20 protein-coding genes and 1 pseudogene are annotated in these 19,610 nt (G+C 64.4%); 3 read left to right on the top strand and 18 right to left on the bottom strand.

Going from position 1 to position 19,610, the window contains the following annotated elements; translation table 11 throughout:
• The first annotated feature begins 1 nt into the window (after window position 1).
• The gene (locus tag ACW9UL_RS10825; RefSeq protein ID WP_457790777.1) at window positions 2-442 is read left to right on the top strand and encodes a YqaA family protein; all 441 of its coding nucleotides are present in this window, start codon (window positions 2-4) and stop codon (window positions 440-442) included.
• Entirely contained in the window at window positions 439-1,146 is a 708-nt protein-coding gene (locus ACW9UL_RS10820; RefSeq protein WP_457790775.1) for a TraX family protein, read from the top strand. The genes ACW9UL_RS10825 and ACW9UL_RS10820 overlap by 4 nt, the downstream gene beginning before the upstream one ends.
• On the opposite strand, the gene ACW9UL_RS10815 is transcribed toward ACW9UL_RS10820, so the two are convergent.
• From ACW9UL_RS10815 to ACW9UL_RS10730, 18 genes and pseudogenes are all read right to left on the bottom strand, one after another.
• Entirely contained in the window at window positions 1,095-1,604 is a 510-nt protein-coding gene (locus ACW9UL_RS10815; protein WP_457790773.1) for a chromate resistance protein ChrB domain-containing protein, read from the bottom strand. The genes ACW9UL_RS10820 and ACW9UL_RS10815 overlap by 52 nt on opposite strands.
• 13 nt (window positions 1,605-1,617) lie before the next feature.
• Window positions 1,618-1,941 (bottom strand): rhodanese-like domain-containing protein, encoded by a 324-nt coding sequence (locus ACW9UL_RS10810; protein WP_457790771.1) that lies wholly within the window; start codon window positions 1,939-1,941, stop codon window positions 1,618-1,620.
• Between the two features lie 11 nt (window positions 1,942-1,952).
• Window positions 1,953-3,314 carry a chromate efflux transporter gene (gene chrA / locus ACW9UL_RS10805; protein ID WP_457790768.1) on the bottom strand — a complete coding sequence of 454 codons (1,362 nt, stop codon included), beginning with the start codon at window positions 3,312-3,314 and terminating at the stop codon, window positions 1,953-1,955.
• On the bottom strand, window positions 3,307-4,251 hold the full coding sequence (locus ACW9UL_RS10800) for a chromate resistance protein ChrB domain-containing protein (protein ID WP_457790766.1): 945 nt from the start codon (window positions 4,249-4,251) through the stop codon (window positions 3,307-3,309). Before ACW9UL_RS10800 ends, chrA begins: the two co-directional genes overlap by 8 nt.
• 220 nt (window positions 4,252-4,471) lie before the next feature.
• The gene (locus tag ACW9UL_RS10795) at window positions 4,472-5,179 is read right to left on the bottom strand and encodes a GntR family transcriptional regulator (RefSeq protein ID WP_457790764.1); all 708 of its coding nucleotides are present in this window, start codon (window positions 5,177-5,179) and stop codon (window positions 4,472-4,474) included.
• Between the two features lie 117 nt (window positions 5,180-5,296).
• Entirely contained in the window at window positions 5,297-6,010 is a 714-nt protein-coding gene (locus ACW9UL_RS10790; protein ID WP_457790941.1) for a methyl-accepting chemotaxis protein, read from the bottom strand.
• Between the two features lie 144 nt (window positions 6,011-6,154).
• Window positions 6,155-6,448, bottom strand: a pseudogene (locus ACW9UL_RS10785) (HAMP domain-containing protein); the annotation flags it as partial.
• A gap of 873 nt (window positions 6,449-7,321) precedes the next feature.
• A complete protein-coding gene (locus ACW9UL_RS10780) occupies window positions 7,322-8,029 on the bottom strand; it encodes a GntR family transcriptional regulator (RefSeq protein ID WP_457790763.1) in 708 nt (235 codons plus the stop codon).
• Between the two features lie 55 nt (window positions 8,030-8,084).
• The gene (locus ACW9UL_RS10775; RefSeq protein ID WP_457790761.1) at window positions 8,085-9,113 is read right to left on the bottom strand and encodes a proline racemase family protein; all 1,029 of its coding nucleotides are present in this window, start codon (window positions 9,111-9,113) and stop codon (window positions 8,085-8,087) included.
• Window positions 9,114-9,123: 10 nt separating this feature from the next.
• Entirely contained in the window at window positions 9,124-10,605 is a 1,482-nt protein-coding gene (locus tag ACW9UL_RS10770; RefSeq protein WP_457790759.1) for an aldehyde dehydrogenase family protein, read from the bottom strand.
• A complete protein-coding gene (locus tag ACW9UL_RS10765) occupies window positions 10,602-11,885 on the bottom strand; it encodes an NAD(P)/FAD-dependent oxidoreductase (RefSeq protein ID WP_457790757.1) in 1,284 nt (427 codons plus the stop codon). The genes ACW9UL_RS10770 and ACW9UL_RS10765 overlap by 4 nt, the downstream gene beginning before the upstream one ends.
• Entirely contained in the window at window positions 11,882-12,913 is a 1,032-nt protein-coding gene (locus ACW9UL_RS10760; RefSeq protein WP_457790755.1) for a 4-hydroxyproline epimerase, read from the bottom strand. The genes ACW9UL_RS10765 and ACW9UL_RS10760 overlap by 4 nt, the downstream gene beginning before the upstream one ends.
• Before the next feature lie 56 nt (window positions 12,914-12,969).
• The gene (gene dapA / locus ACW9UL_RS10755) at window positions 12,970-13,848 is read right to left on the bottom strand and encodes a 4-hydroxy-tetrahydrodipicolinate synthase (protein ID WP_457790753.1); all 879 of its coding nucleotides are present in this window, start codon (window positions 13,846-13,848) and stop codon (window positions 12,970-12,972) included.
• Window positions 13,849-13,890: 42 nt separating this feature from the next.
• The gene (locus ACW9UL_RS10750; RefSeq protein ID WP_457790752.1) at window positions 13,891-14,556 is read right to left on the bottom strand and encodes an amino acid ABC transporter permease; all 666 of its coding nucleotides are present in this window, start codon (window positions 14,554-14,556) and stop codon (window positions 13,891-13,893) included.
• A 10-nt stretch (window positions 14,557-14,566) separates the two neighbouring features.
• Window positions 14,567-15,238 carry an amino acid ABC transporter permease gene (locus ACW9UL_RS10745; RefSeq protein WP_457790750.1) on the bottom strand — a complete coding sequence of 224 codons (672 nt, stop codon included), beginning with the start codon at window positions 15,236-15,238 and terminating at the stop codon, window positions 14,567-14,569.
• 11 nt (window positions 15,239-15,249) lie between these two features.
• Window positions 15,250-16,071: an amino acid ABC transporter ATP-binding protein gene (locus ACW9UL_RS10740; protein ID WP_457790748.1), complete on the bottom strand. Its 822-nt coding sequence runs from the start codon at window positions 16,069-16,071 to the stop codon at window positions 15,250-15,252.
• A 55-nt stretch (window positions 16,072-16,126) separates the two neighbouring features.
• Complete coding sequence (locus tag ACW9UL_RS10735) at window positions 16,127-16,972, bottom strand: transporter substrate-binding domain-containing protein (protein ID WP_457790747.1); 846 nt, start codon at window positions 16,970-16,972, stop codon at window positions 16,127-16,129.
• 233 nt (window positions 16,973-17,205) lie between these two features.
• Window positions 17,206-18,117, bottom strand: a complete 912-nt coding sequence (locus ACW9UL_RS10730) for a LysR family transcriptional regulator (RefSeq protein WP_457790745.1) — start codon at window positions 18,115-18,117, stop codon at window positions 17,206-17,208.
• A 100-nt stretch (window positions 18,118-18,217) separates the two neighbouring features.
• On the opposite strand from ACW9UL_RS10730, the gene aptA reads away from it, so the two are divergent.
• Window positions 18,218-19,564 (top strand): omega-aminotransferase AptA, encoded by a 1,347-nt coding sequence (aptA, locus tag ACW9UL_RS10725; protein ID WP_457790744.1) that lies wholly within the window; start codon window positions 18,218-18,220, stop codon window positions 19,562-19,564.
• Window positions 19,565-19,610: the final 46 nt, after the last annotated feature.

The raw sequence follows: 19,610 nt of genomic DNA, 5'->3' as shown, positions 1-19,610 counted from the left end.
GGTGTGGGCCTTCTCCGCCTATCTGGGGCTGTTCGTCGCGGCCTTCGGTGCCGCCACCCTGCTGCCGATGCAATCGGAGACGGTGCTGGTCGGCCTGCTGCTGGCCGCTGAACAGCCGACTGCGCTGTTGCTCCTGGTCGCCACGACCGGCAACGTACTGGGTTCGGCCGCCAACTGGCTGCTGGGCCGCTATATCGAGCACCTTCGCCACAGACGCTGGTTTCAGGTGCCGGAAGACAAACTGCAGCGCGCCCGGCAGGCCTACCACCGTTACGGACGCTGGTCCCTGCTGCTGAGCTGGGTGCCGATCATCGGCGATCCGCTGTGCGTGATCGCCGGCGTCCTGCGCGAGCCGTTCTGGAGTTTCCTGCTGATCGTGCTGGTGGCCAAGGCCGGGCGCTACCTGGTGCTGGCGGCGCTGACGCTCGGAGTCATGGGATGAGACGGGATGCGGGGCTCGACCTGGTCAAGTGGCTGGCCATGCTCAGCATGCTGCTCGACCACCTGCGCTACCTGTGGCCGGACGCCTATGGCCTGTTCGTCGTCGGCCGCCTGGCTTTCCCGCTGTTTTGCCTGGGCATCGCCGCCAACGTGGCCAGGACCCGTCCCGGCGAGCTGTTCAGCGAGGGCAACGCGCGCTACCTCGGCTGGCTGATGGCTTTCGCCCTGCTGTCGGAGCTGCCCTATCGCCTGCTGTCGCCAGAAAGCTCGACGCACAACGTGATGCCAACCCTACTGCTGGGGCTGATGGTCGCCTGGGGCGTCCACCATGGTGAGCGCACCAGCCTGCTGCTGGCAGCGGCGACGGTGCTGATCGCCATCCTGCTGCATCGGCAGCTGATGTACGGCGTACTCGGCGTACTGTTGCCGGCCGCCTTTGTCCAAGGGCTGAAGGGGCTGCGCTGGTGGTGGTTGCCTGCCGCCCTGGCGGTGCTGGCCAACGGCCGCAACCGCTGGTTTGCCGAGCTGGGCCTGGTGCCGGATACCCTGGCGTCGTTCGCGATGGCCTGTGCGGCTGCGCTGCTGGGGCTCCACCTGTTGCACCGAGCCCTGCCGTTGAAGATCTGGCCCGTCGACCGCTGGGGCTACCTGTTCTATCCGGGGCACCTGCTGGCGCTGCATGTGCTGCGCAGTGCCATGCCCTGACCGCCAGCGAAGCCCGCCAAGACCGGCCGCCTCACAGCGCGGGCGGCCAGTTGTGCGACTCGCCCTGGCAGTGCTTGCACCAGGCCATGACGCAACATCTCGTGGTCGTCGGCAAAACAGTGCGACAACCCCAGAGAAATCGCATAGAGACCGGCCGACTGCGCGGTGAGGTCGAGCCGCGACGTGTCGGCGCCCCTGACGATGGCCGCCAGTTGCTGCAAGGCCGGCTCTTGCAGCCGGTACTTGGCGAGGAAGGCGTCGAAACTGCACTGCTCGCCAACGTGCGACAGCTCGGCCCCCGGAATGTCATAGGGCACCGCCCCCAGTTCCTGGGACAGACGCAGCACGTCCGCACTGGCAACGTAGAGAAACTCGGCGTCGGCATCGATGAACCGGCTGATCAGCCAGGGACAGGCGATGCGGTCGATTTTCGGCCGCTCACGGGTAATCCACTTCATACGCACCTCCCACTCATTCCAGCGTTTGCAGGGGTTGACCGGCCGCACGCCAGCCGGCGAAACCGTCGATCAGGTAGCGCGCATCCAGGCCCATGGCGCGCAAGGTGGCGGCGCAGCCCTGGCTGAGCTCATGGCCATGGGCGCAGTAGAGAATCGCCGGTCTGTCGCGCGGCACCTGATCCTTCCAGGTGAGCAAGGCCTCTGGATCGCGCCAGCGGGCGCCCGCGATCTGCGCCGCATCGGCCTGACGCGCACTGGCGCGCCGCACATCCAGCAGGGTGAAGGTACGGCCGGCAGCCTGCCACTCGGCCAGTTCGCAGATCGAGATACGCGCCATGATTGCCTCCATCAACGCAGCAGATGCACCGCCAGCCCGACCAGGGCACAACCCAGCAAAACCTGGATCACCCCGCGCTTGAAGCGCAGCAGGGCCACGGCCGCGCCCAGGGCGATCAGCGCCGAGGGCCAGTCGAAACTGCCGGAAAAGCCCTGCGGCCAGAGCACGTGGTAACCGAAGAACAGCGCCAGATTGAGGATCACCCCGACCACCGCCGCGGTGATACCGGTCAGCGGCGCGGTGAACTTCAGCTCGCCGTGGGTCGATTCCACCAGCGGCCCGCCGGCGAGGATGAACAGAAACGACGGCAGGAAGGTGAACCAGGTGACCAGGCAGGCCGCCAGCGCGCCGCTGACGAAAGCCGAGTCACCACCGAACACCGGCTGCACGTAGGCGCCGACGAAGCCGACGAAGGCCACCACCATGATCAGCGGCCCCGGCGTGGTTTCGCCCAGGGCCAGGCCGTCGATCATTTGTGTCGGCGTCAGCCAACCATAATGGCCGACCGCGCCCTGGTAGACGTAGGGCAGCACCGCGTAGGCGCCGCCGAAGGTGAGCAGTGCGGCCTTGGTGAAGAACCAGCCCATCTGCGTCAGGCTGCCGTCCCAGCCGAACAGCGCGGTGAGCAGGCCCATCGGCAGCAGCCACAGCGCGGCGCCCACCAGCAGGATCAGCGCCAGGCGCGACCAGCGAAAGCGCGCATGCGCCGGTGGCGGGGTGTCGTCGTCGATCAGCGCCGGGCCGTAAGACTTGTCGGCCGCCGCATGGCCGCCGCCGACACTGAACTTGGCCGGCGCGTAACGCCCACCCAGGTAACCGATCAGCGCCGCTCCCAGCACGATCAGCGGGAACGGTAGATTGAGGGCGAAGATGGCCACGAACGAGGCGCCGGCGATGGCCCACAGCCAGTTGTTCTTCAGTGCACGCGAGCCGATGCGATGGGCCGCCTGCAACACGATGGCAGTCACCGCCGGCTTGATGCCGTAGAAGATCCCTGCCACCAGCGGCACGTCGCCGAAGGCGATATAGACCCAGGACAGGACGATCAGGATCAGCAGCGACGGCAGCACGAACAGAACCCCGGCGATCACTCCGCCCCAGGTGCGGTGCAACAGCCAGCCGATGTAGGTGGCCAACTGCTGGGCCTCCGGCCCCGGCAGCAACATGCAGTAGTTCAGCGCGTGGAGGAAACGCCGCTCGGAAATCCAGCGCCGCCGCTCCACCAGCTCCTGGTGCATGATCGCGATCTGCCCGGCCGGCCCACCGAAGCTGATGAAACCGAGCTTGAGCCAGAACAGCAGGGCCTGCCAGAAACTGACGGATTCGCGGCGCGGCAGTGCCTGCTCATCGGGTTGCATAATCGTCTCATTCATCGTTCTGTCCTTCTTTGCCAAAGGCCACCAACAAGCCATCGAAGATGGCGCAGGCGGCATCCAGCAGTTGATCATCGTTTTCCAGGCTGGCCCGCAGGCCGGCGAGCACCCGTTCCACGCCGGCGGCCTCGGCAGGCTGGGCACCGCCAATGTCGAGGTAATGCACCAGTGCGGCCATGCGCCGCAGACCGGGTGCCTCCAGGGCGAAGCTGGCCTGCAGGGTTTCGAAGGTGACGCGGTTGCCGACATGGCTGAAACTCGCACCATCGAAGTCGAAGCCCAAGGCCTCGTCAGGACAGTCGTCCGCAGACGGCAGCCAGATGATGCGTGCCGAGGGGTCGATGAAGCGCCGGATCAGCCAGGCACTGGCCAAGCGGTCGACCCAGGGCCGGTTACGCGTGGCCCAGACCCGCCCCTTGAACTCCGCCAGAGACAGTCGCTCGATCTCCTGCTCGTGACTGCAGGGCTCGTCTCTGGACAGCGTGCGACTGATCGCAACCTCCAGCTCGCGCAACTGGGCGTCGGTTTGCTGCTGGTCCGCCCCGGGGAAGAAGTCGATGTCCTGGATCTGGGCAAAGGCCTTGCGCAGTTTTCGCGCCTGGCGCATGACCGCAAGCGCGGTGTCGGGAGCCAGCTGCGCGAGCTGTGCATCTACCTCTGCACGCAGCTTGGCGTAGTCCTCCGCACGCGCGAACAGGGAAATGAATCGCTCCCCATGCGGATCGCATACCGGCAACAGGCAGACGTAACCCTCGCTGTCGAGGATGTCGCGTTCGACCGCCGACAGGGTTTCTCGACAGACCGGCCGGTCCGGCAGCAGGTACACCCCATCGCGCAGCACCGCGGCCCCCGCCCCCTTCAACGCTCGCCAGGCGCGCATGCGCTCGGCAGCATTGGCCGTAGGCAAAGCCATTACCAAGCAGAGCCAATCTTGCAATGTAGTAATCTCACATAAATCGTTCGATCTCTACATTATCTTGATTTTAGGCGAGCGAGAAGCCGCCCGATCAACGGCTAAGCCAGAGACTCAACGGCCAGGCAGAAACAGAGCTGGTAAAAGATGTCTTGCTACGCACGCGACAGCCGCAGCTTAGAGAGTGTCTAGAAAAGCCGGGGCGATTCAGATTTCATTCGCACTGCAGCCTATGGCGGAGAAATCATGAAATGGTCATCGTCGCCGTCAGATTCTGCTGCATAAAGTCCAAGAACCTGCGCTGGAACAGCATCGTGTGCTCATGCGCGGCGTTCTCTGCCGCATCGGCATCGCGGGCGGCGATTGCCTCGACGATCTCTTCATGATCGCGCCCCAGGCCTGACGAACTGGCAGTGCTGATGATGAAGTCAAAATGCAGATGCAGCAGACGCTGCCCCTCCCCCAACAGCCGTTCGTAGTAACTGGTCAGGTAAGGATTCTTGCCGGCTTGTGCAATTTCCAGATGCAGCTTCTTGTTCAGCTCGGTCATGGCCTGGAAGTCGCCCTTGGAAATCGACACCATATAGGCGTCCTCGGCGGCACGGATGCGCCGCATGTCTTCGTCAGTGCGCTGCAGCGCGGCGAGCCGGGTGACTGCGCGCTGGATCAGGTCGAGGGCGGCGACGTAGTTGGGAAACTCCTCGATCTCGAACGGCGTAACCAAGGTGGTACGGTTCGGCAGGATTGTCACCAGCCCCTCGGTGATAAGCCGCGCCAGGGCATCGCGAACCGGTGAACGGGACAGGCCGAACTGGGCGGCCAGCGACACTTCATCCAGCGGAGAGCCAGGCTTGAGCTTCAGCGTGAGGATCTGCTTGCGCAGCTCCTCGTAGATATAGCGTCCGCCATGCCGTCGCCCATTGCCTTCCGGTTCTACTGCATCGTTGCTCATCGGTGATTTCCTACCATTGCCTGGTGCCCGACTGCAAAAACGGGCTAATGCCGTCAAGAGTAACGCAAGGCCTCGACGCCAGACTATGGCGTGGCGCAGAACAAGGCCCCGCAGGCGTTACATTTTGAACTGGCCGACCAGGCGATGCAGGCTGCCGGTCAGTTCAGCCACCTCGTCGCTGGCGCGCACCATGTCGTCGGCAGATACGCGAGTCGCACTGCTCAGGGCGCGGATCTCGCGGGTGTTGCGCTCCACGCTCTCGACCACGGCGGCCTGTTGCTCGGCCGCCGCGGCAATCTGCAGATTGTGCTGGACGATCTCCGACATGCCCTCGGTGATATCGGCGAAGGCCTCCGCGGCCAGCCGCGCCTGATGCACCACCTCGCCAGCACTGTCGTGGGTGCAGCGGATGCGCCGCACCGCGTTGCCCACCTCGCGCTGCAGGCGCTCGATGGTGCCGTCGATCTCCCCCGTCAGCCCCTGGGAATGCGTGGCCAGGCTGCGCACCTCGTCGGCGACCACGGCGAAGCCACGGCCCTGCTCGCCGGCCCGCGCCGCCTCGATGGCGGCGTTGAGCGCCAGCAGGTTGGTCTGCTGCGAGACGCTGCGAATCATCTCCACCACCCGGGCAATCTCCTGGCTCTCGCGTTCGACGGCGGCGATCGCCGTGATCGACTCGTCGAGCTCGGCGAACAGCGCATCGATGCTGCCCATAACCCGCTCGATCTTCGCCCCGCCGTTCTTGCAGTTGGCGCTGGCGTGGCTGGCGCGGTCGGAGGTGGAGTGCGAGCTGCGGCTGATTTCCTGCACGCTGCCCACCAGCTCGGCCATGGCCGTGGAGATCAACTCCAGCTCGCTGGCCTGGCGGGTCGCGGCGAGCTGTGAGTGGCCCGCCGTGTCGCTGACCTGGGTGGCCTTGCCGTGGGTAGCGTCGGAGAACTGCACCACCTCGGCGATCAGTGCCCGCATGCGCTCGCGCATGGTGTTGAAGTCGCCGGCCAGGTCGCCCAGCTCGTCGCGCGCGCTGGCGCGGATGCCGTGGCGCAGGTCGCCGTCGGCCAGGCGGCAGGTGGCGTCGGTGATCAGGCGGATCGAACCGCGCACCGACAGATAGAAGCCTACGAACAGGTAGATCAGGCTGGCGACCACCAGCAGTAGCGAGGCGATCCAGCCCAACAGCGTGCGCTCGCGGGCGGCGATGCGCGCGGTAAGAATCGCCGCCGTGTCGTCCAGCAGCAGCTGCGTTGCGCTGTCCAGGCGTTCGAACATCGGTGCATAAGCCTGCCAGCGCTCGGCCCAGAGCGCGGTCGAGTCCTCGTCGTAGAAGGCACTGGCGGCATAGCCAGCGATGATGGTCTCCTGATAGAGGTCGCGCGCCTGCGCGGCGGCTTCGGCGATAAGGGCGTTAGCCTGCGTGGCACCGGCATCGAGGGACTCTTGAGCGAAAGGCTCGAGGCTGCTGGTCTGACTGAGGATGCTGGTTCTTGAGGCGGACTCCAGGTAGCCGTAGGCGGTGACATAACTGGCAAAGGCGCGGGTCTGGTATAGCGCTTGGTACAGCGGCAGCGCGGTGCCGAGCAGCAGGTCGACCGCACGGCCGACCTCGGCGTCGCGGTCCTGACTTAGATGCGCGTCGCGGGCGATACTCCTTAGCCGCGCAGCATGCTCCGAACGGCCATGCAGCAGCCCGGCGTACAGGGCAGCGACCGGCAGGTCGTTGTGCAGCTTTGCCGGGCTAGCCTGGACATCCTCATCGACCCAGTAGGCGGCCAGGGACGGTCCATCCAGCCTGGCATTCAGCGCCTGCGCAGCTTGCGCCAGGTCTTGCCGCTGCTCGTCTAGGGCCGCGGCCAGCTCATTGCCTTGCCGTGCGTGGCCAACCAGTTGCAAGCCGACCAGTCCCAACGATGCACGATACAGCGGCAAGTACTGCTCGATCACCGCCACCCCCTGCAGCTCTTCGCGGGCGTCCTGCAGCTCGCGGTAAAGGCCGCCAAGCTTGTCCAGCGCCAGCCAGCAGAACGGCAACATGAATACCGCCAGGATGATGGCGAATTTCTGCACATAGCGGGCGCGATTCATCAGCGCCAGCACGGGTTTGAACATGGCGGTTCCTCGGCTTTCGGCAACTAGACGTGGCGGCTAGCGGATCGAGACGCTCTTGGTGAGGTTCTGCTTCATGAACTCCAGGAAGCGATCACGGAACAGAACGGTGTGCTCGTGGGAGGCCTGCTCGGCCAGGTCCGCCTGACGGTTGGCGATGGCCTCGATGATGCTGTCGTGGTCCTGATCGGCGCCGCTGAGCCCCTGCGAGCTGACGATGAAGTCGAAATGCAGGTGCAGCAGGCGCTGCCCCTCGCCCAGCAGTTTCTCGTAGTAGGTGGTGAAATAGGGATTGTGCCCTGCCCTGGCGATCTCCATATGGAAGGCCTTGTTCAGCTCGGACATGGCCTCGAAGCTACCCTGCCCCAACGCCTCGACATAGGCGACATTGGCCTGGCGAATGCGCTGCAGATCCTGCTCGGTGCGGTTGATCGCGGCGAGCCGGGTCACCGCGCGCTGGGTCAGGTCCAGCGCGGCGATGTAGTTGGGAAACTCCTCAATCTCGAAGGGCGTCACCAGCATGGTGCGATTGGGCAGGATGGTCACCAGCCCTTCGCTGATCAGCCTCGCCAGAGCATCGCGTACCGGTGAACGGGACACGCCGAACTGCGCCGCCAGCGACACCTCGTCTAACTGTGCACCGGGCTTGAGTTGGAGCGTAAGGATCTGCCTGCGCAGCGCCTCATAGATATAGCGACCACCGTGTCTCTTGGCACTGCTTTGTGCTTTGATCTCAACTACGCCCATGGAACTGCTCCCGCAGGTTCGGACGGGCCGACTGGCCCGCCCCGGTGTTACGCACTCACTGGGGAAACGCCGGCCCCCAGGTATCGCTGAGCATGAAGCCCGCAGCCAGGGGATCGTCCGGGTCTACCCCAAGTTGCTGGATGCCGTAGATCCAGGCGCGTCCGGTGATCCGCGGCAACACTGCAGGCCGACCACCAACCTCGCTGCGGCCGAGCAACTGCACCTGGAACTCGCCACCGATGGTGGAGCGCGAGACCAGTTGATCGCCCTCCTCGACCAGACCACGTGCCGCCAGCGTCGCCAGGTTGGCCGAGCTGCCGGTACCGCAGGGCGAGCGATCGACGCGGCCCGGTGGCAGGGTGGTGCAGGTCTGGTAGGTGCGGCCATCCAGGCGATTGCGGAACATCACATAGGCAACGTCGTTGAGCGCCGCGAACAACGGGTGCTGGACGCTCACCTGGCGGTTGATCAACTCCTTCAGCGCCACACCGGCAGCGGCCAGCTCGCGGGCATTCTCCGGCGCGATGCTCATACCCACCTGATCCACGTCGACCAGGGCGTAGTACACGCCACCGAAAGCGATGTCGGCCTTGATCGTGCCGAACGCCTCGGTGTCGATGGCCACGTCAAGGTACTCGACGAACGACGGCACCATGTCCAGCGACACGCTCAGGCAGCGCCCGTCAGCGCAGCGCGCACGGGCGGTCACCTGGCCGGCCGGAGTGTCCAGCACGACTGTGGTTTCCGGCTCCTGCATCGGCACCATCCCCAACTCCAGCAGGGCGGTGACCACGCAGATACAGTTGCTGCCGGACATCGGGTGAGCCTTGTCGGCCTGCAGCACGATGAAACCGGCCTGCGCTTCCGGCCGGATCGGCGGCAGCAACAGGTTGACCGACATCTGCAGGCAGCCGCGCGGCTCCAACATCACCAGGCGGCGCAAGCTGTCGTCGACCTCGTTGATGTAGTTCATCTTGTCCAACATGGTCTCGCCGGGGATGCCGACGACGCCCCCAGTGATTACCTTGCCGATCTCACCTTCGCAGTGCACGTCCACCAGTTGCAGCGTTTTCTTCCAGCGCATGGCGGTTACCTCACTTGATGTACCAGGCCCAGGGTTGCTCGCTGTCGTAGCGAGTGATCTGCTTGGTTTCCAGATAGTTATTCAGGCCCCACTCGCCCAGCTCGCGACCGATACCGCTCTGCTTGTAACCGCCCCAGGGCGCCTCGGTAAAGGTCGGCTGCGAGCAGTTGATCCAGACGATGCCGGCGCGCAGCTTACGGGCGACGCGCTCGGCGCGCGGCAGGTCCTTGGACATCACCGCGGCTGCCAGGCCGAAGCGCGAGTTGTTGGCGCTGCGCAGTGCCTCGGCTTCGTCATCGAACGGACGGATGCACACCACTGGGCCGAAGATTTCCTCGTTCCAGATCCAGCTGTCCTCCGGCACGTCGGCGAAGATGGTCGGTTGCAGATAGAAGCCCTTGGCGAAACCGGCCGGCCGTTCGCCGCCGTAGACCAGCTTGGCGCCCTCCTCGCGCCCCCGCACGATGGCTTCGCGCACCTTGTCGTACTGGCTCTTATTGACCAGCGGACCGAGCAGCACGCCCTCCTCCATCCCGTTGCCGATGCGCACTTTCTCGGCTTCCTGCTTCAGGCGCTCGATCAGCGGCGCGTAAAGCTCGCGCTGCACCAGCACGCGGGAGGTCGCGGAGCAGACCTGGCCCTGGTTCCAGAAGATGCCGAACATGATCCACTCGACGGCGGCCTCGATGTCGCTGTCGGCGAAGACGATGAACGGCGACTTGCCGCCCAGCTCCAGGCTGATGTTTTTGATGTCCTTGGCGGCGGCCTGCATGATCCGGCTGCCGGTCGGTACGCTGCCGGTAAAGGCCAGCTTGTCGATGCCAGGGTGCTCGGCCAGCGGCGCACCGGCATCCGGCCCTAGACCGGTGACCACGTTCAGCACGCCGGCCGGCAGCCCGGCCTTGTGGGCGATACGCGCCAGCTCCAAGGCTGTCAGCGGGGTCAGCTCAGAAGGCTTGAGCACCATGCTGCAACCGGCCGCCAGTGCCGGGGCGACCTTCCAGGCGGCCATCAACATCGGGAAATTCCAGGGGATGATGGCGCCGGCGACGCCAACCGGCTCCTTGCGCGCCACCGAGCTGAAGCGCTCATCGGCCAGCGCCACAGGCTGCTCGGCATGGCCGTCGAGGTCTTCGGCGAGGTCGGCATAGAAATCGAAGCAGCCAGCGGTGTCGCCGATATCCCAGAGTGCCTCGGGCAGCGGCTTGCCGTTGTCGCGCACTTCCAGCTCGGCTAGCTCCTGCTGGCGGTCGCGGATGCCCTGGGCAATGCGCCGCAGCACGGCGGCGCGCGCTGCACCGCTCATGCTCGGCCAGGGACCTTCGTCGAAGGCCCGGCGCGCGGCCCTGACGGCCAGGTCGACATCCTCCGCGGTGGCGGCGGCGACCGCGGCCAGCATTTCCTCGCTGCTCGGGTCGCGCGTCTCGAAGATGCCGCCTTTTACTGGCGCCACCCACTGGCCGTTGATATAGAGCTGGTCGTACGTGTTCATGCGAGTCCTCCAATAAGGGCGAAGCGCTTGGCGCTGAATGGGGTCAGGTTCTGGGCAGTGGGTCGCCCCGCTGCTAGGTCGGCGATCAGCCGCCCGGTGGTGGCACCTAGGGTCAGGCCCAGTTGGCCGTGGCCGAAGGCCATGAGTACGTTGGGCAGGCGCGCCGAACGGTCGATGACCGGCTTGGTATCCGGCAGGAACGGGCGATAGCCCACGCCGTATTCGAGCCCCGCCGTCTTGAGCTGCGGCAGGATGCGCTGGGCTTTCTCCAAGATGATGTCGGCGCGCTTGAAGTTCGGTTCGGCGCCCTCACCGGCGAACTCAATGGTGCCGCCAATCTGCAGGCCGCGGGTCATGGGGCTGAAACAGAAGCCACCATCGGCATAGATCACCGAGTGACGGATCTCAACGCCAGGGTCGGGCAGCACCACCTGATAGCCGGCGATACCGGCCAGCGGGATATCTACCCCCAGTTGCGCGAAGAACTCGCGCGAGCCGGTGCCCGCGGCGACCACCACATGATCGGCCGGCAGGCGCGTGCCGCTGGCCAGGGTCACGCCAGTGGCGCGGTCGGCGACGCTGTCGATTTGCCTGGCCTGCTCGCGCACGCGCACGCCGCCCTGATCGATGAAACTCTGCGTCAGCGCGGCGATAAAGCCTTCAGTGTCGCTAACCGCGCGCCACTCGGGGAACAGCAGGCCATGCTTGAACTTGCCGGCCAGACTCGGCTCCAGCTCAGCGATGGCGCCGGCGTCCAGCTCTTCGGAGGCGAAGCCCAACGACTTGCGTAGCTCCAGGTGGGGCCGCTCGTGAATCACGCCGGCCGGCGAGTCGAACACTTCGATGATCGGTCGCTCGCCCAGCAGGGTCTTGTCCGCACAGGCGGCGAGCAAAGGCGCATAGTCCTCGTAGACCTTCTCGGTCAAGGTGGTCATGGCCTCGGCAATCTCGACGATCTTAGAGTGACGGGCGTTGGCGACGAAGCGCAGGAACCACGGAAGAATGCCTGGCAGCGCGCTCGGACGCAGGGCCAGCGGGCCCTTCTGGTCCAGCAGCCAAGACGGGATCTTCTTCAGGATGCCGGGCTTTGACAGCGGGATGACCTCGCTGACGGCCATCTGCCCGCAGCTCCACTTGGCCGTGCTGTCGCCGGGCGCGGCCGGGTCGACCAGTGTCACCCGATAGCCTTCACGCTGCAGGTACAGCGCGCAACAGACACCGACGATGCCGCCACCGATGACGACTGCCGCTTCCTTGACCTGACCTTGTTGAACGTTCATGCGGCCCCCTTGCTGCCCACGAAATCGCCCAGGGAAAAACCGTCCCAGTACGGCTGCTGATCGTCGACGTAGAACTCGCAACGACCGGTGATGAAGGCGCGGCCTTCGATGCTCGGGTTGACCGCGCTGGCGCCGCTGGCCAGCGTGGTCGGAATTTCGGCGCGACCGATGAAACGGCTGCCTATGATGCTTTCATGCCGATAGGCCTCGCCCTGGGCCAGTAGGCTACGGGCAAAGCGCTGGGCAACACGCGCGGAACTGCCGGTGCCACAGGGCGAGCGGTCGACCAGGTCATCGCCGGCAATGACCACGGCGCGACCATGGGAGTCGGCAGCCAGTGGCTTGCCAGTCCACATGCAGTGCTTGACACCACGGATCGAAGGATTGTCCGGGTGCACCACGTCGTACTTCTCGTTGATCAGGCGCTGCACCTCGCGGCCCCACTCCAGCAGTTGCTGAGGGGTGAAATGCTCGCAGCCCGGGTAGTTTTCCTGCACTTCGATGATCGGGTAGAAATTGCCACCGTAGGCGATATCGAACGTCAGGCGGCCCAGGGCCGGCAGGTCGATCTGCGCATCGCGCATCAGCAGAAAACCCGGCACGTTGGTGAAACGCACCGAGTTGATCTTGTCGCCGTTGCGCTCGTAGCGGGCGCTGATCTGCCCGGCCGGCACATCGACCGCTACCACACCCTCGCGCTTGGGCGCCACCAGCCCGGCCTCCAGGGCGAAGGTGATGGAACCGAGGGTGGCATGGCCACACATCGGTAGGCAGCCTGAGGTTTCGATGAACAGCAGACTGAAATCGGCTTCCTCGCTGACCGGAGGATAGAAAAGCGTACCGGACATGTGCGAATGGCCACGCGGCTCAAGCATCAGCGCGCGGCGAATCCAGTCGTACTGCTCGATAAAATGCAAGCGCCGCTCACTCATGGTGGCGCCACTGAGCTCAGGTGCTCCGCCCACGACCATGCGCACCGGCATGCCTTCGGTGTGACCTTCGATACTGGTGAAAACATGACGGGTCATTGCTGCTCTCTCGATGATCGGCATCGACTCCAATTGGAGCCGATGCCGGAGTGGGATCAACGCTGGGAAGCCTCGAACACCTTGCGGAACTCGGCCTTTTCCTCGTCGGTCAGCGGCTGCAGCGGCATGCGTGCATTGCCGGCATTGAAGCCAGCCAGCTCGCAACCGTACTTCACCTTCTGGATGAACTTGCCGGCTTCCATGCTGGCCATGACCGGGAACAGCGAGCGCATGACGTCCTGTGCACCGGCCAGGTCGCCGGAGGAATACTTACGGTAGAAGTCCACCACCTGATCCGGGAAGCAGTTGGCCGGGCCGCAAATCCAGCTGCTGGCGCCCCACAGGAAGAAGTCCAGGGCCTGGTCGTCGGAACCGCAGGACAACTGATAGTTGTCCTTGTAGGTGTTGCCGATTTCGATGGCGCGCAGCAGGTTGCCGCTACTTTCCTTGATGGCGATGACGCGGGCGTTGTCCTTAAAGGCTTCCAGCACTTCGAAGCTGACTTCCACGTTGGTGCGTACCGGGTAGTTATAGAGGACTACGTTAACGTCCGGTACCGCATCGAGGATCGCCTGGTAGTGGCCGATCAGCTCCGACTGCGACGGCAGCGCGTAGTACGGCGGAGCGATCAGCACGTTGCCGTAGCCGGCGTCGCGGGTCTGCTTGACCTGCTCGATGACCTCGCGGGTGCAGGAGCCGTTGGCGCCGGCGATCAGCACTCCGCGGTTGCCGACCACTTCCTTGACGGTGGCCATCACCTGGCGCCGCTCGTCGTTGGTCAGCGCGTAGTACTCGCCGGTGGAGCCGAGCGGAACGAAACCGCTGACGCCAGCCTTGAGTTGATACTCGATGATGTTGGCCAGGGTCTCGTGATCGACCGCACCGGTCTTGTCGAAGGGAGTGACGAGGGCGGGCAGGATGCCTTTCAGTTGCATGGTGTTTCTCCAGGTTGGTGCCGGTTGGGGCTTGCTTGGGGGTTAGTAGGCGTAGCGACGCAGCATTCGCGACTCGACCACACCCACCAGACGGGTTAGGGGGAAGGCAACAAGGAAGTAGATGACGGCGACGGCAGTGAGGAACTCCACCGGCCGGGCCGTGCTGTTGGAAATGTTCTGGCCGATGAACATCAGGTCGGCGATGCCCACCGAGGAGATCAGCGCACTCTCCTTGAACAGGCTGACCACGTTCGACAGCAGCGGCGGCGTAGCCCGCAGCAGGGCCTGCGGGAAGATCACGAACAGCACCTTGACACGCGGCGTCAGCCCGAGTGCCGTGCAGGCGTCATGCTGCTCGCTGGCGATGGATTTGAGCGCACCGCGGAAGGTCTCGCTGGTAATCGCCGCCATGTAGAGAATCAGCGCCAGCATCACCGAGACGTAGGGCGACAGCGTCAGGCCGAACACCACCGGGAAGCAGAAGAACACCCAGAACAGCTGGATCAGCAGCGGCGTGCCGCGGAAGAACTCCACATAGAGGCTGATCGGCAGCCTGACCAGCGGGTTGCGCACATTGCGCAGCAGGCTGATCACGAAGCCTGCCAGGCTGCCCAGTACTGCACAGGTCAGGGTGATGGCGATGGTCAGGCCAAGCCCTTTGAGCAGAATGTGCCAGAAGGGGAAAACGACGGAAAAATCGATAGTCATGACGTTCTCCTCAGCGCGTAGCCGCGGCTTCCTGACGCCTTTCGATGTACTGCACCAGCTGCGCGATCGGCAGCGACAGGGCGAAGTAGATCAGGGCGATCAGGGTGTAGGTTTCCAGGGGGCGGTAGGCCTCGGTGGCCAGGCTCTTGCCCACGTACATCAGGTCGGAGACCGCAACGATGGCTACCAGCGCGCTCTGCTGCAGGCTGCCGATGCCATTGGTCATCAGCACCGGCAGAGCACTGCGCAGGGCCTGCGGCAGCACCACGTAGAAGGTGCGCTGCCAGGAACGCAGTCCGAGGGCGATGGAGGCGTCAAGGTGCTCCCGAGGAACCGCCTGCACCCCGGCGCGATAAGCCTCGGAGTTGAAGGCCGCGAGGTTCAGGCCCAACGCCAAGAAGCCCATCGCCACCGGATCGATAAAGACGTTGAACAGCATCGGCACGCAGTAAAAGAACCAGACGATCTGCAGCAGCGCCGGGGTGCAGCGAAAGAACTCAATGAACAGCTGCGCCGGCCAGCGGATGAAGAACCAGCGGCTCAGCGTCATCAGGCACAGGCCAAAGCCGAGCACCAGGCCAATCAGGTTGGAGACCAGCGCCAGCTCGAGGGTTACTTTCAAGCCATCCCAGAGCGCGCCGAAGCTGCCGGTCAGGAAGTGGAAGTCGAATTGGTAGTTCATGGCGGCAGCCCTCAGTCCAGGTGCAGGACTTTTTCAAGGAACTCGCGGGTACGGGCTTCTTTCGGCTGAGTGAAGATCTGCTCCGGCGGGCCCTGTTCGACCACCTTGCCGTTGGCGCAGAACACCACGCGGGTAGCGATATGCCGGGCGAAGTGCATGTCGTGGGTGACGATGATCATGGCCATCTTCTGCTCGGCCAGTTGCATCATCACGTTCTGCACCTCGATGACCATTTCCGGGTCAAGGGCCGAGGTCACCTCGTCAAACAGCATCAGCTTGGGCTCCAGCATCAGCGCACGGGCAATTGCCACACGCTGCTTCTGGCCGCCGGACAGCTGGCTGGGATAGGCGTGCAGCTTGCTTTCCAGGCCAAGGCGCGCGAGATAGGCGCGCGCTTTCTCGGTGGCCTCAGCCTTCGACAGGCCATGCACCTTGGTCGGTGCCAGGATCAGGTTGCCCAGCACCGAAAGGTGCGGGAACAGGGTGTAGTGCTGGAACACCATGCCGATCTGGGTGCGCAGGGCTTCGTCCAGCGGCTTGCCACACCCCTTACCTCCGGCGATGTAGGGCTTGCCCTGAAAGCTGATGGTGCCGCCTTGAATACCCTCCAGCCCCATCAGCACCCGCAGCAGGGAGCTCTTGCCGCTGCCGCTTGGGCCGATGATCACCAGCCGGTCGTCGGCGCGCATGTCCAGGGTGAGGTTGTCCATCACCACCAGTTGCTCGCCGTAGGATTTGCAAACACCGCGCAACTGGATGAAATCACCACCCGGCACCGTACTGGAGGTGTGAGCGGACTGTGGCTGGGCAGCCACCAAACGGGGAGTATTCATGGAAGCGTCTCCGGGAGGGCTACCCAGACGGGTAACCCTCGGCTCTAAGCAGGGATTACTGGGCGGGCTTGGCTGCGGCGTTGACTTCGGCGGACGCCTTGTCGACGAGCGCGGCAATCTCGCCAGTCTCGCGACGCTGGGTCAGGTAGATGTCCAGCACCTGCAGATCGGCCGCCGAGACGTCGCGGCGCAGACCGAAGGAAACGCCCTGCTTGGCCAGGGCCGGTTCCGGCAGAACCTGCTTGGCCCAGTCCGGGTTGGCCAGGGCGAATAGGTGGTTGGTATCGCTGGCGTCGACCAACACATCGGCACGACGCGACATGACCGCCAGACGGGTCTCGTCCATCCCGGGCAGGCGCATGATCTTGGCGTTCTTCAACGCGGCGGTGATCGCCTTGTCCTGCGCGGTACCGGACATCACCGCGAAGGAGACGCCTTCCTTGTCGTAATCGGCGATGTCGTTACCGGCACCAGCAAACTTGGGGTTGTCCTTGTTTACCAGCAGGGAGACCTGATAGTCGGTAGCCGGCACCGAGAAGGTCACTGCAAGCGCGCGCTCCGGCGTCTGATTGAGGGCCATGGCCAGATCCCATTTGGTGCTCTGCAGGCCGGCCACCAAGTTGTCCCAGTTGGTATCGACGAATTCGACCTTGACCTTCAGCACTTTCTCGCCGAAGTCGCGGCACAGATCCACGAAGTAGCCACTGTACTGACCGGAAGCCGCGTCCCGCATGACGTAGGGAGCGGCCACCGCCGCGCCGCAGCGCAGCACGCCAGCCTTCTGAATGTCTTTCCAGATTTGCGTTTCGGCCGCCTGAGCCGGGACCTGAGCGAGCAATGCACCGACTGCAGCTGCGCTGGCGATCACATTACGGATGGAGCGTGGGAAGAACCGAGCCATGTTGCACCTCACCGATAAGTTGTTTTTGTAGGCAGAAGTAACAGCAAACGATTTTGCGCTGTGTGTAATGGCGTGTGCCTTGCTGTGTGCAGCGCTGCATGCAGATTAGGACTGAGAAAAACCCCCTGTCAACACGGCGCATAGATTTTTTTCAAATTAATGACCGGCCGGTCGAGCCAGCGAATGCCGGCTCGATCAGGAAAATGAAAGGGAATCAGGGAGATAGGCGGGGGTTACTGGGGGAGCTGCAGCGCGTCGAAAAATCGCTCTAGGATCAGGTTCTGCCGGCGTCCTTTGCGGACGGCTACGGCCAGCTTGGCATCGAAGAACAGGCGGTCCGGGCTCAGCGGCGCCATCAACCCCTTCTCCACCCAGGACGCCGCGTAGTGGTCCGGCAGAAAGCCGATGTAGCTGCCGGTGAGGATCAAGAAGGCGATGCCCTCACGGTCCGTTGCCGAAGCGGCGAAGTTGAGCAGCTGGTGCAGACCGATGGCCTCCGCGCTCATCCGGTAGCTCGGCACCACGGCGTCCGCACTGCGCAGTTCCTCGTTGCTGACCTCGGCGGCCCGCGGGAATAAGGGATGCTCGCGACTGCAGTAGAGATTCGAGCGCTCCTCGTACAACAGGCTGTACTCGAGCCCGGAGAGCGGCGTGATCAGCGGCATGGCGCCAACATGCAGGCGGCCGTCGAGAAGCCCACGCTCGATCTCGCCTGGGGTGCTCATGCTGAGGTTGATCCGTACCCCGGCGCCCTGCGCGCGTACCGCCTGCAGCGCGCGGGTGATGCGCATCTTCGGCTGGGTCACGAGGTTGTTGACGATGCCGACGTTGAGGTCGCCGCGCAGTTGCTGGTGCATCTGGTTGACCTCGCTGCGAAAGCCTTCGATGGCCACCAGCACCGTCTCGCCGGCGCGCAACACCTCGCGCCCTTCGTCGGTCAGCGCGAACCCGGCGCGCCCGCGTTGGCACAGGCGCATGCCCAGGCGTTTTTCCAGATCGCTCATATGCAGGCTGATGGCCGAGCGGCTGATGCCCAGCGCGCCCTCTGCTGCGGCGAAGCTGCCGCACTCGGCCACCGTCTTGAACAACCTGAGCAGGCGCAGCTCGAAATCACTGACCTGGCTCAGCGGGGCTTTCTTGGGCATAGGTGAGTTTTCCAATATCTAAATGTAAACAAATATAGATTTAACTCACCAATCGGTTCGTTACAAGCTGATGTCACCTACCACCTTCGGGACGTGCATCATGAACCAGGCCCTGCAGACCCCTTCCCCACTAGCCAGCCAGCTCAAGCTCGACGCGCACTGGATGCCGTTCTCCGCCAACCGCAACTTCAAGCGCGACCCGCGCCTGATCGTGGCGGCCGAAGGCAATATCCTCATTGACGACCAGGGTCGCCGCGTATTCGACAGCCTCTCCGGCCTATGGACCTGCGGCGCCGGCCACTCGCGTAAGGAAATCCAGGAGGCCGTGGCCAAGCAGCTCGGCACCCTCGACTACTCGCCGGCCTTCCAATACGGCCACGCGCTGTCCTTCCAGCTGGCCGAGAAGATCGCCGACCTGATGCCGGGCGACCTCAACCACGTGTTCTTCACTGGCTCCGGCTCCGAGTGCGCCGACACCTCGGTGAAGATGGCCAAGGCCTACTGGCGCCTCAAGGGTCAGCCGGCCAAGACCAAATTCATCGGCCGCGCCCGTGGCTACCATGGCGTCAACATCGCCGGCACCTCGCTCGGCGGCATCGGCGGTAATCGCAAGATGTACGGCCAGTTCATGGACGTCGACCATCTGCCGCACACCCTACAGCCGGGCATGGCCTTTACCCGCGGCATGGCCGAGACCGGCGGCGTGGAGCTGGCCAACGAGCTGCTCAAGTTGATCGAGCTGCACGACGCCTCCAACATCGCCGCGGTAATCGTCGAGCCGATGTCCGGCTCGGCCGGTGCCATCGTACCGCCGGTGGGCTACCTGCAGCGCCTGCGCGAGATCTGCACGCAGCACAACATCCTGCTGATCTTCGACGAAGTGATTACCGGCTTTGGCCGCATGGGCAAGTGGAGCGGCGCGGAGTACTTCGGCGTGACCCCGGACATCATCAACGCCGCCAAGCAGATCACCAACGGTGCCATCCCGCTCGGCGCGGTGGTCGCCTCCAAGGAGATCTACGACACCTTTATGCAGCAGCCGTCGCCGGAGCACATGATCGAGTTCACTCACGGCTACACCTACTCCGGCCACCCGGTGGCCTGCGCCGCCGGTCTGGCCACCCTGGAGCTGCTGCAGCGGGACAACCTGATCCAGCAGTCGGCCGAGCTGGCGCCCTACTTCGAGAACGCCCTGCATGGCCTGAAAGGTGCCAATCACATCGTTGACATCCGCAACTGCGGTCTTGTCGGCGCCCTGCAGATCGCCCCGCGCGACGGCGATGCGGTGGTGCGTCCGTTCGAGGCGGGTATGGCGCTGTGGAAGGCCGGTTTCTACGTGCGCTTCGGCGGCGACACCCTGCAGTTCGGGCCGACCTTCAACACCCAGCCGCAGGAACTGGATCGACTGTTCAACGCCGTCGGCGATGTGCTGAACAAGCTCGATTAAGCGAGCACCGATCACCCTACGCCAGATTTCTATTGAGGAGCCTCCC

The sequence above is a fragment of the Pseudomonas sp. PL-6 genome (assembly GCF_054110165.1).
The sequence above is the reverse complement of the archived record's forward strand: the minus strand, read 5'-3'. Positions and strand labels throughout refer to the sequence as shown.

What these genes read in the sequence shown, in the direction of transcription:
- ACW9UL_RS10815 (WP_457790773.1), bottom strand. Translation starts at nt 1,604, where the DNA reads ATGAAGTGGATTACCCGTGAGCGGCCGAAAATCGACCGCATCGCCTGT.
- aptA (WP_457790744.1), top strand. Translation starts at nt 18,218, where the DNA reads ATGAACCAGGCCCTGCAGACCCCTTCCCCACTAGCCAGCCAGCTCAAG.
- ACW9UL_RS10810 (WP_457790771.1), bottom strand. Translation starts at nt 1,941, where the DNA reads ATGGCGCGTATCTCGATCTGCGAACTGGCCGAGTGGCAGGCTGCCGGC.
- ACW9UL_RS10765 (WP_457790757.1), bottom strand. Translation starts at nt 11,885, where the DNA reads ATGAACGTTCAACAAGGTCAGGTCAAGGAAGCGGCAGTCGTCATCGGT.
- ACW9UL_RS10760 (WP_457790755.1), bottom strand. Translation starts at nt 12,913, where the DNA reads ATGACCCGTCATGTTTTCACCAGTATCGAAGGTCACACCGAAGGCATG.
- ACW9UL_RS10770 (WP_457790759.1), bottom strand. Translation starts at nt 10,605, where the DNA reads ATGAACACGTACGACCAGCTCTATATCAACGGCCAGTGGGTGGCGCCA.
- ACW9UL_RS10730 (WP_457790745.1), bottom strand. Translation starts at nt 18,117, where the DNA reads ATGCCCAAGAAAGCCCCGCTGAGCCAGGTCAGTGATTTCGAGCTGCGC.
- ACW9UL_RS10745 (WP_457790750.1), bottom strand. Translation starts at nt 15,238, where the DNA reads ATGAACTACCAATTCGACTTCCACTTCCTGACCGGCAGCTTCGGCGCG.
- ACW9UL_RS10820 (WP_457790775.1), top strand. Translation starts at nt 439, where the DNA reads ATGAGACGGGATGCGGGGCTCGACCTGGTCAAGTGGCTGGCCATGCTC.
- ACW9UL_RS10775 (WP_457790761.1), bottom strand. Translation starts at nt 9,113, where the DNA reads ATGCGCTGGAAGAAAACGCTGCAACTGGTGGACGTGCACTGCGAAGGT.
- dapA (WP_457790753.1), bottom strand. Translation starts at nt 13,848, where the DNA reads ATGCAACTGAAAGGCATCCTGCCCGCCCTCGTCACTCCCTTCGACAAG.
- ACW9UL_RS10750 (WP_457790752.1), bottom strand. Translation starts at nt 14,556, where the DNA reads ATGACTATCGATTTTTCCGTCGTTTTCCCCTTCTGGCACATTCTGCTC.
- ACW9UL_RS10795 (WP_457790764.1), bottom strand. Translation starts at nt 5,179, where the DNA reads ATGAGCAACGATGCAGTAGAACCGGAAGGCAATGGGCGACGGCATGGC.
- ACW9UL_RS10780 (WP_457790763.1), bottom strand. Translation starts at nt 8,029, where the DNA reads ATGGGCGTAGTTGAGATCAAAGCACAAAGCAGTGCCAAGAGACACGGT.
- ACW9UL_RS10740 (WP_457790748.1), bottom strand. Translation starts at nt 16,071, where the DNA reads ATGAATACTCCCCGTTTGGTGGCTGCCCAGCCACAGTCCGCTCACACC.
- ACW9UL_RS10735 (WP_457790747.1), bottom strand. Translation starts at nt 16,972, where the DNA reads ATGGCTCGGTTCTTCCCACGCTCCATCCGTAATGTGATCGCCAGCGCA.
- chrA (WP_457790768.1), bottom strand. Translation starts at nt 3,314, where the DNA reads ATGAATGAGACGATTATGCAACCCGATGAGCAGGCACTGCCGCGCCGC.
- ACW9UL_RS10790 (WP_457790941.1), bottom strand. Translation starts at nt 6,010, where the DNA reads ATGGCCGAGCTGGTGGGCAGCGTGCAGGAAATCAGCCGCAGCTCGCAC.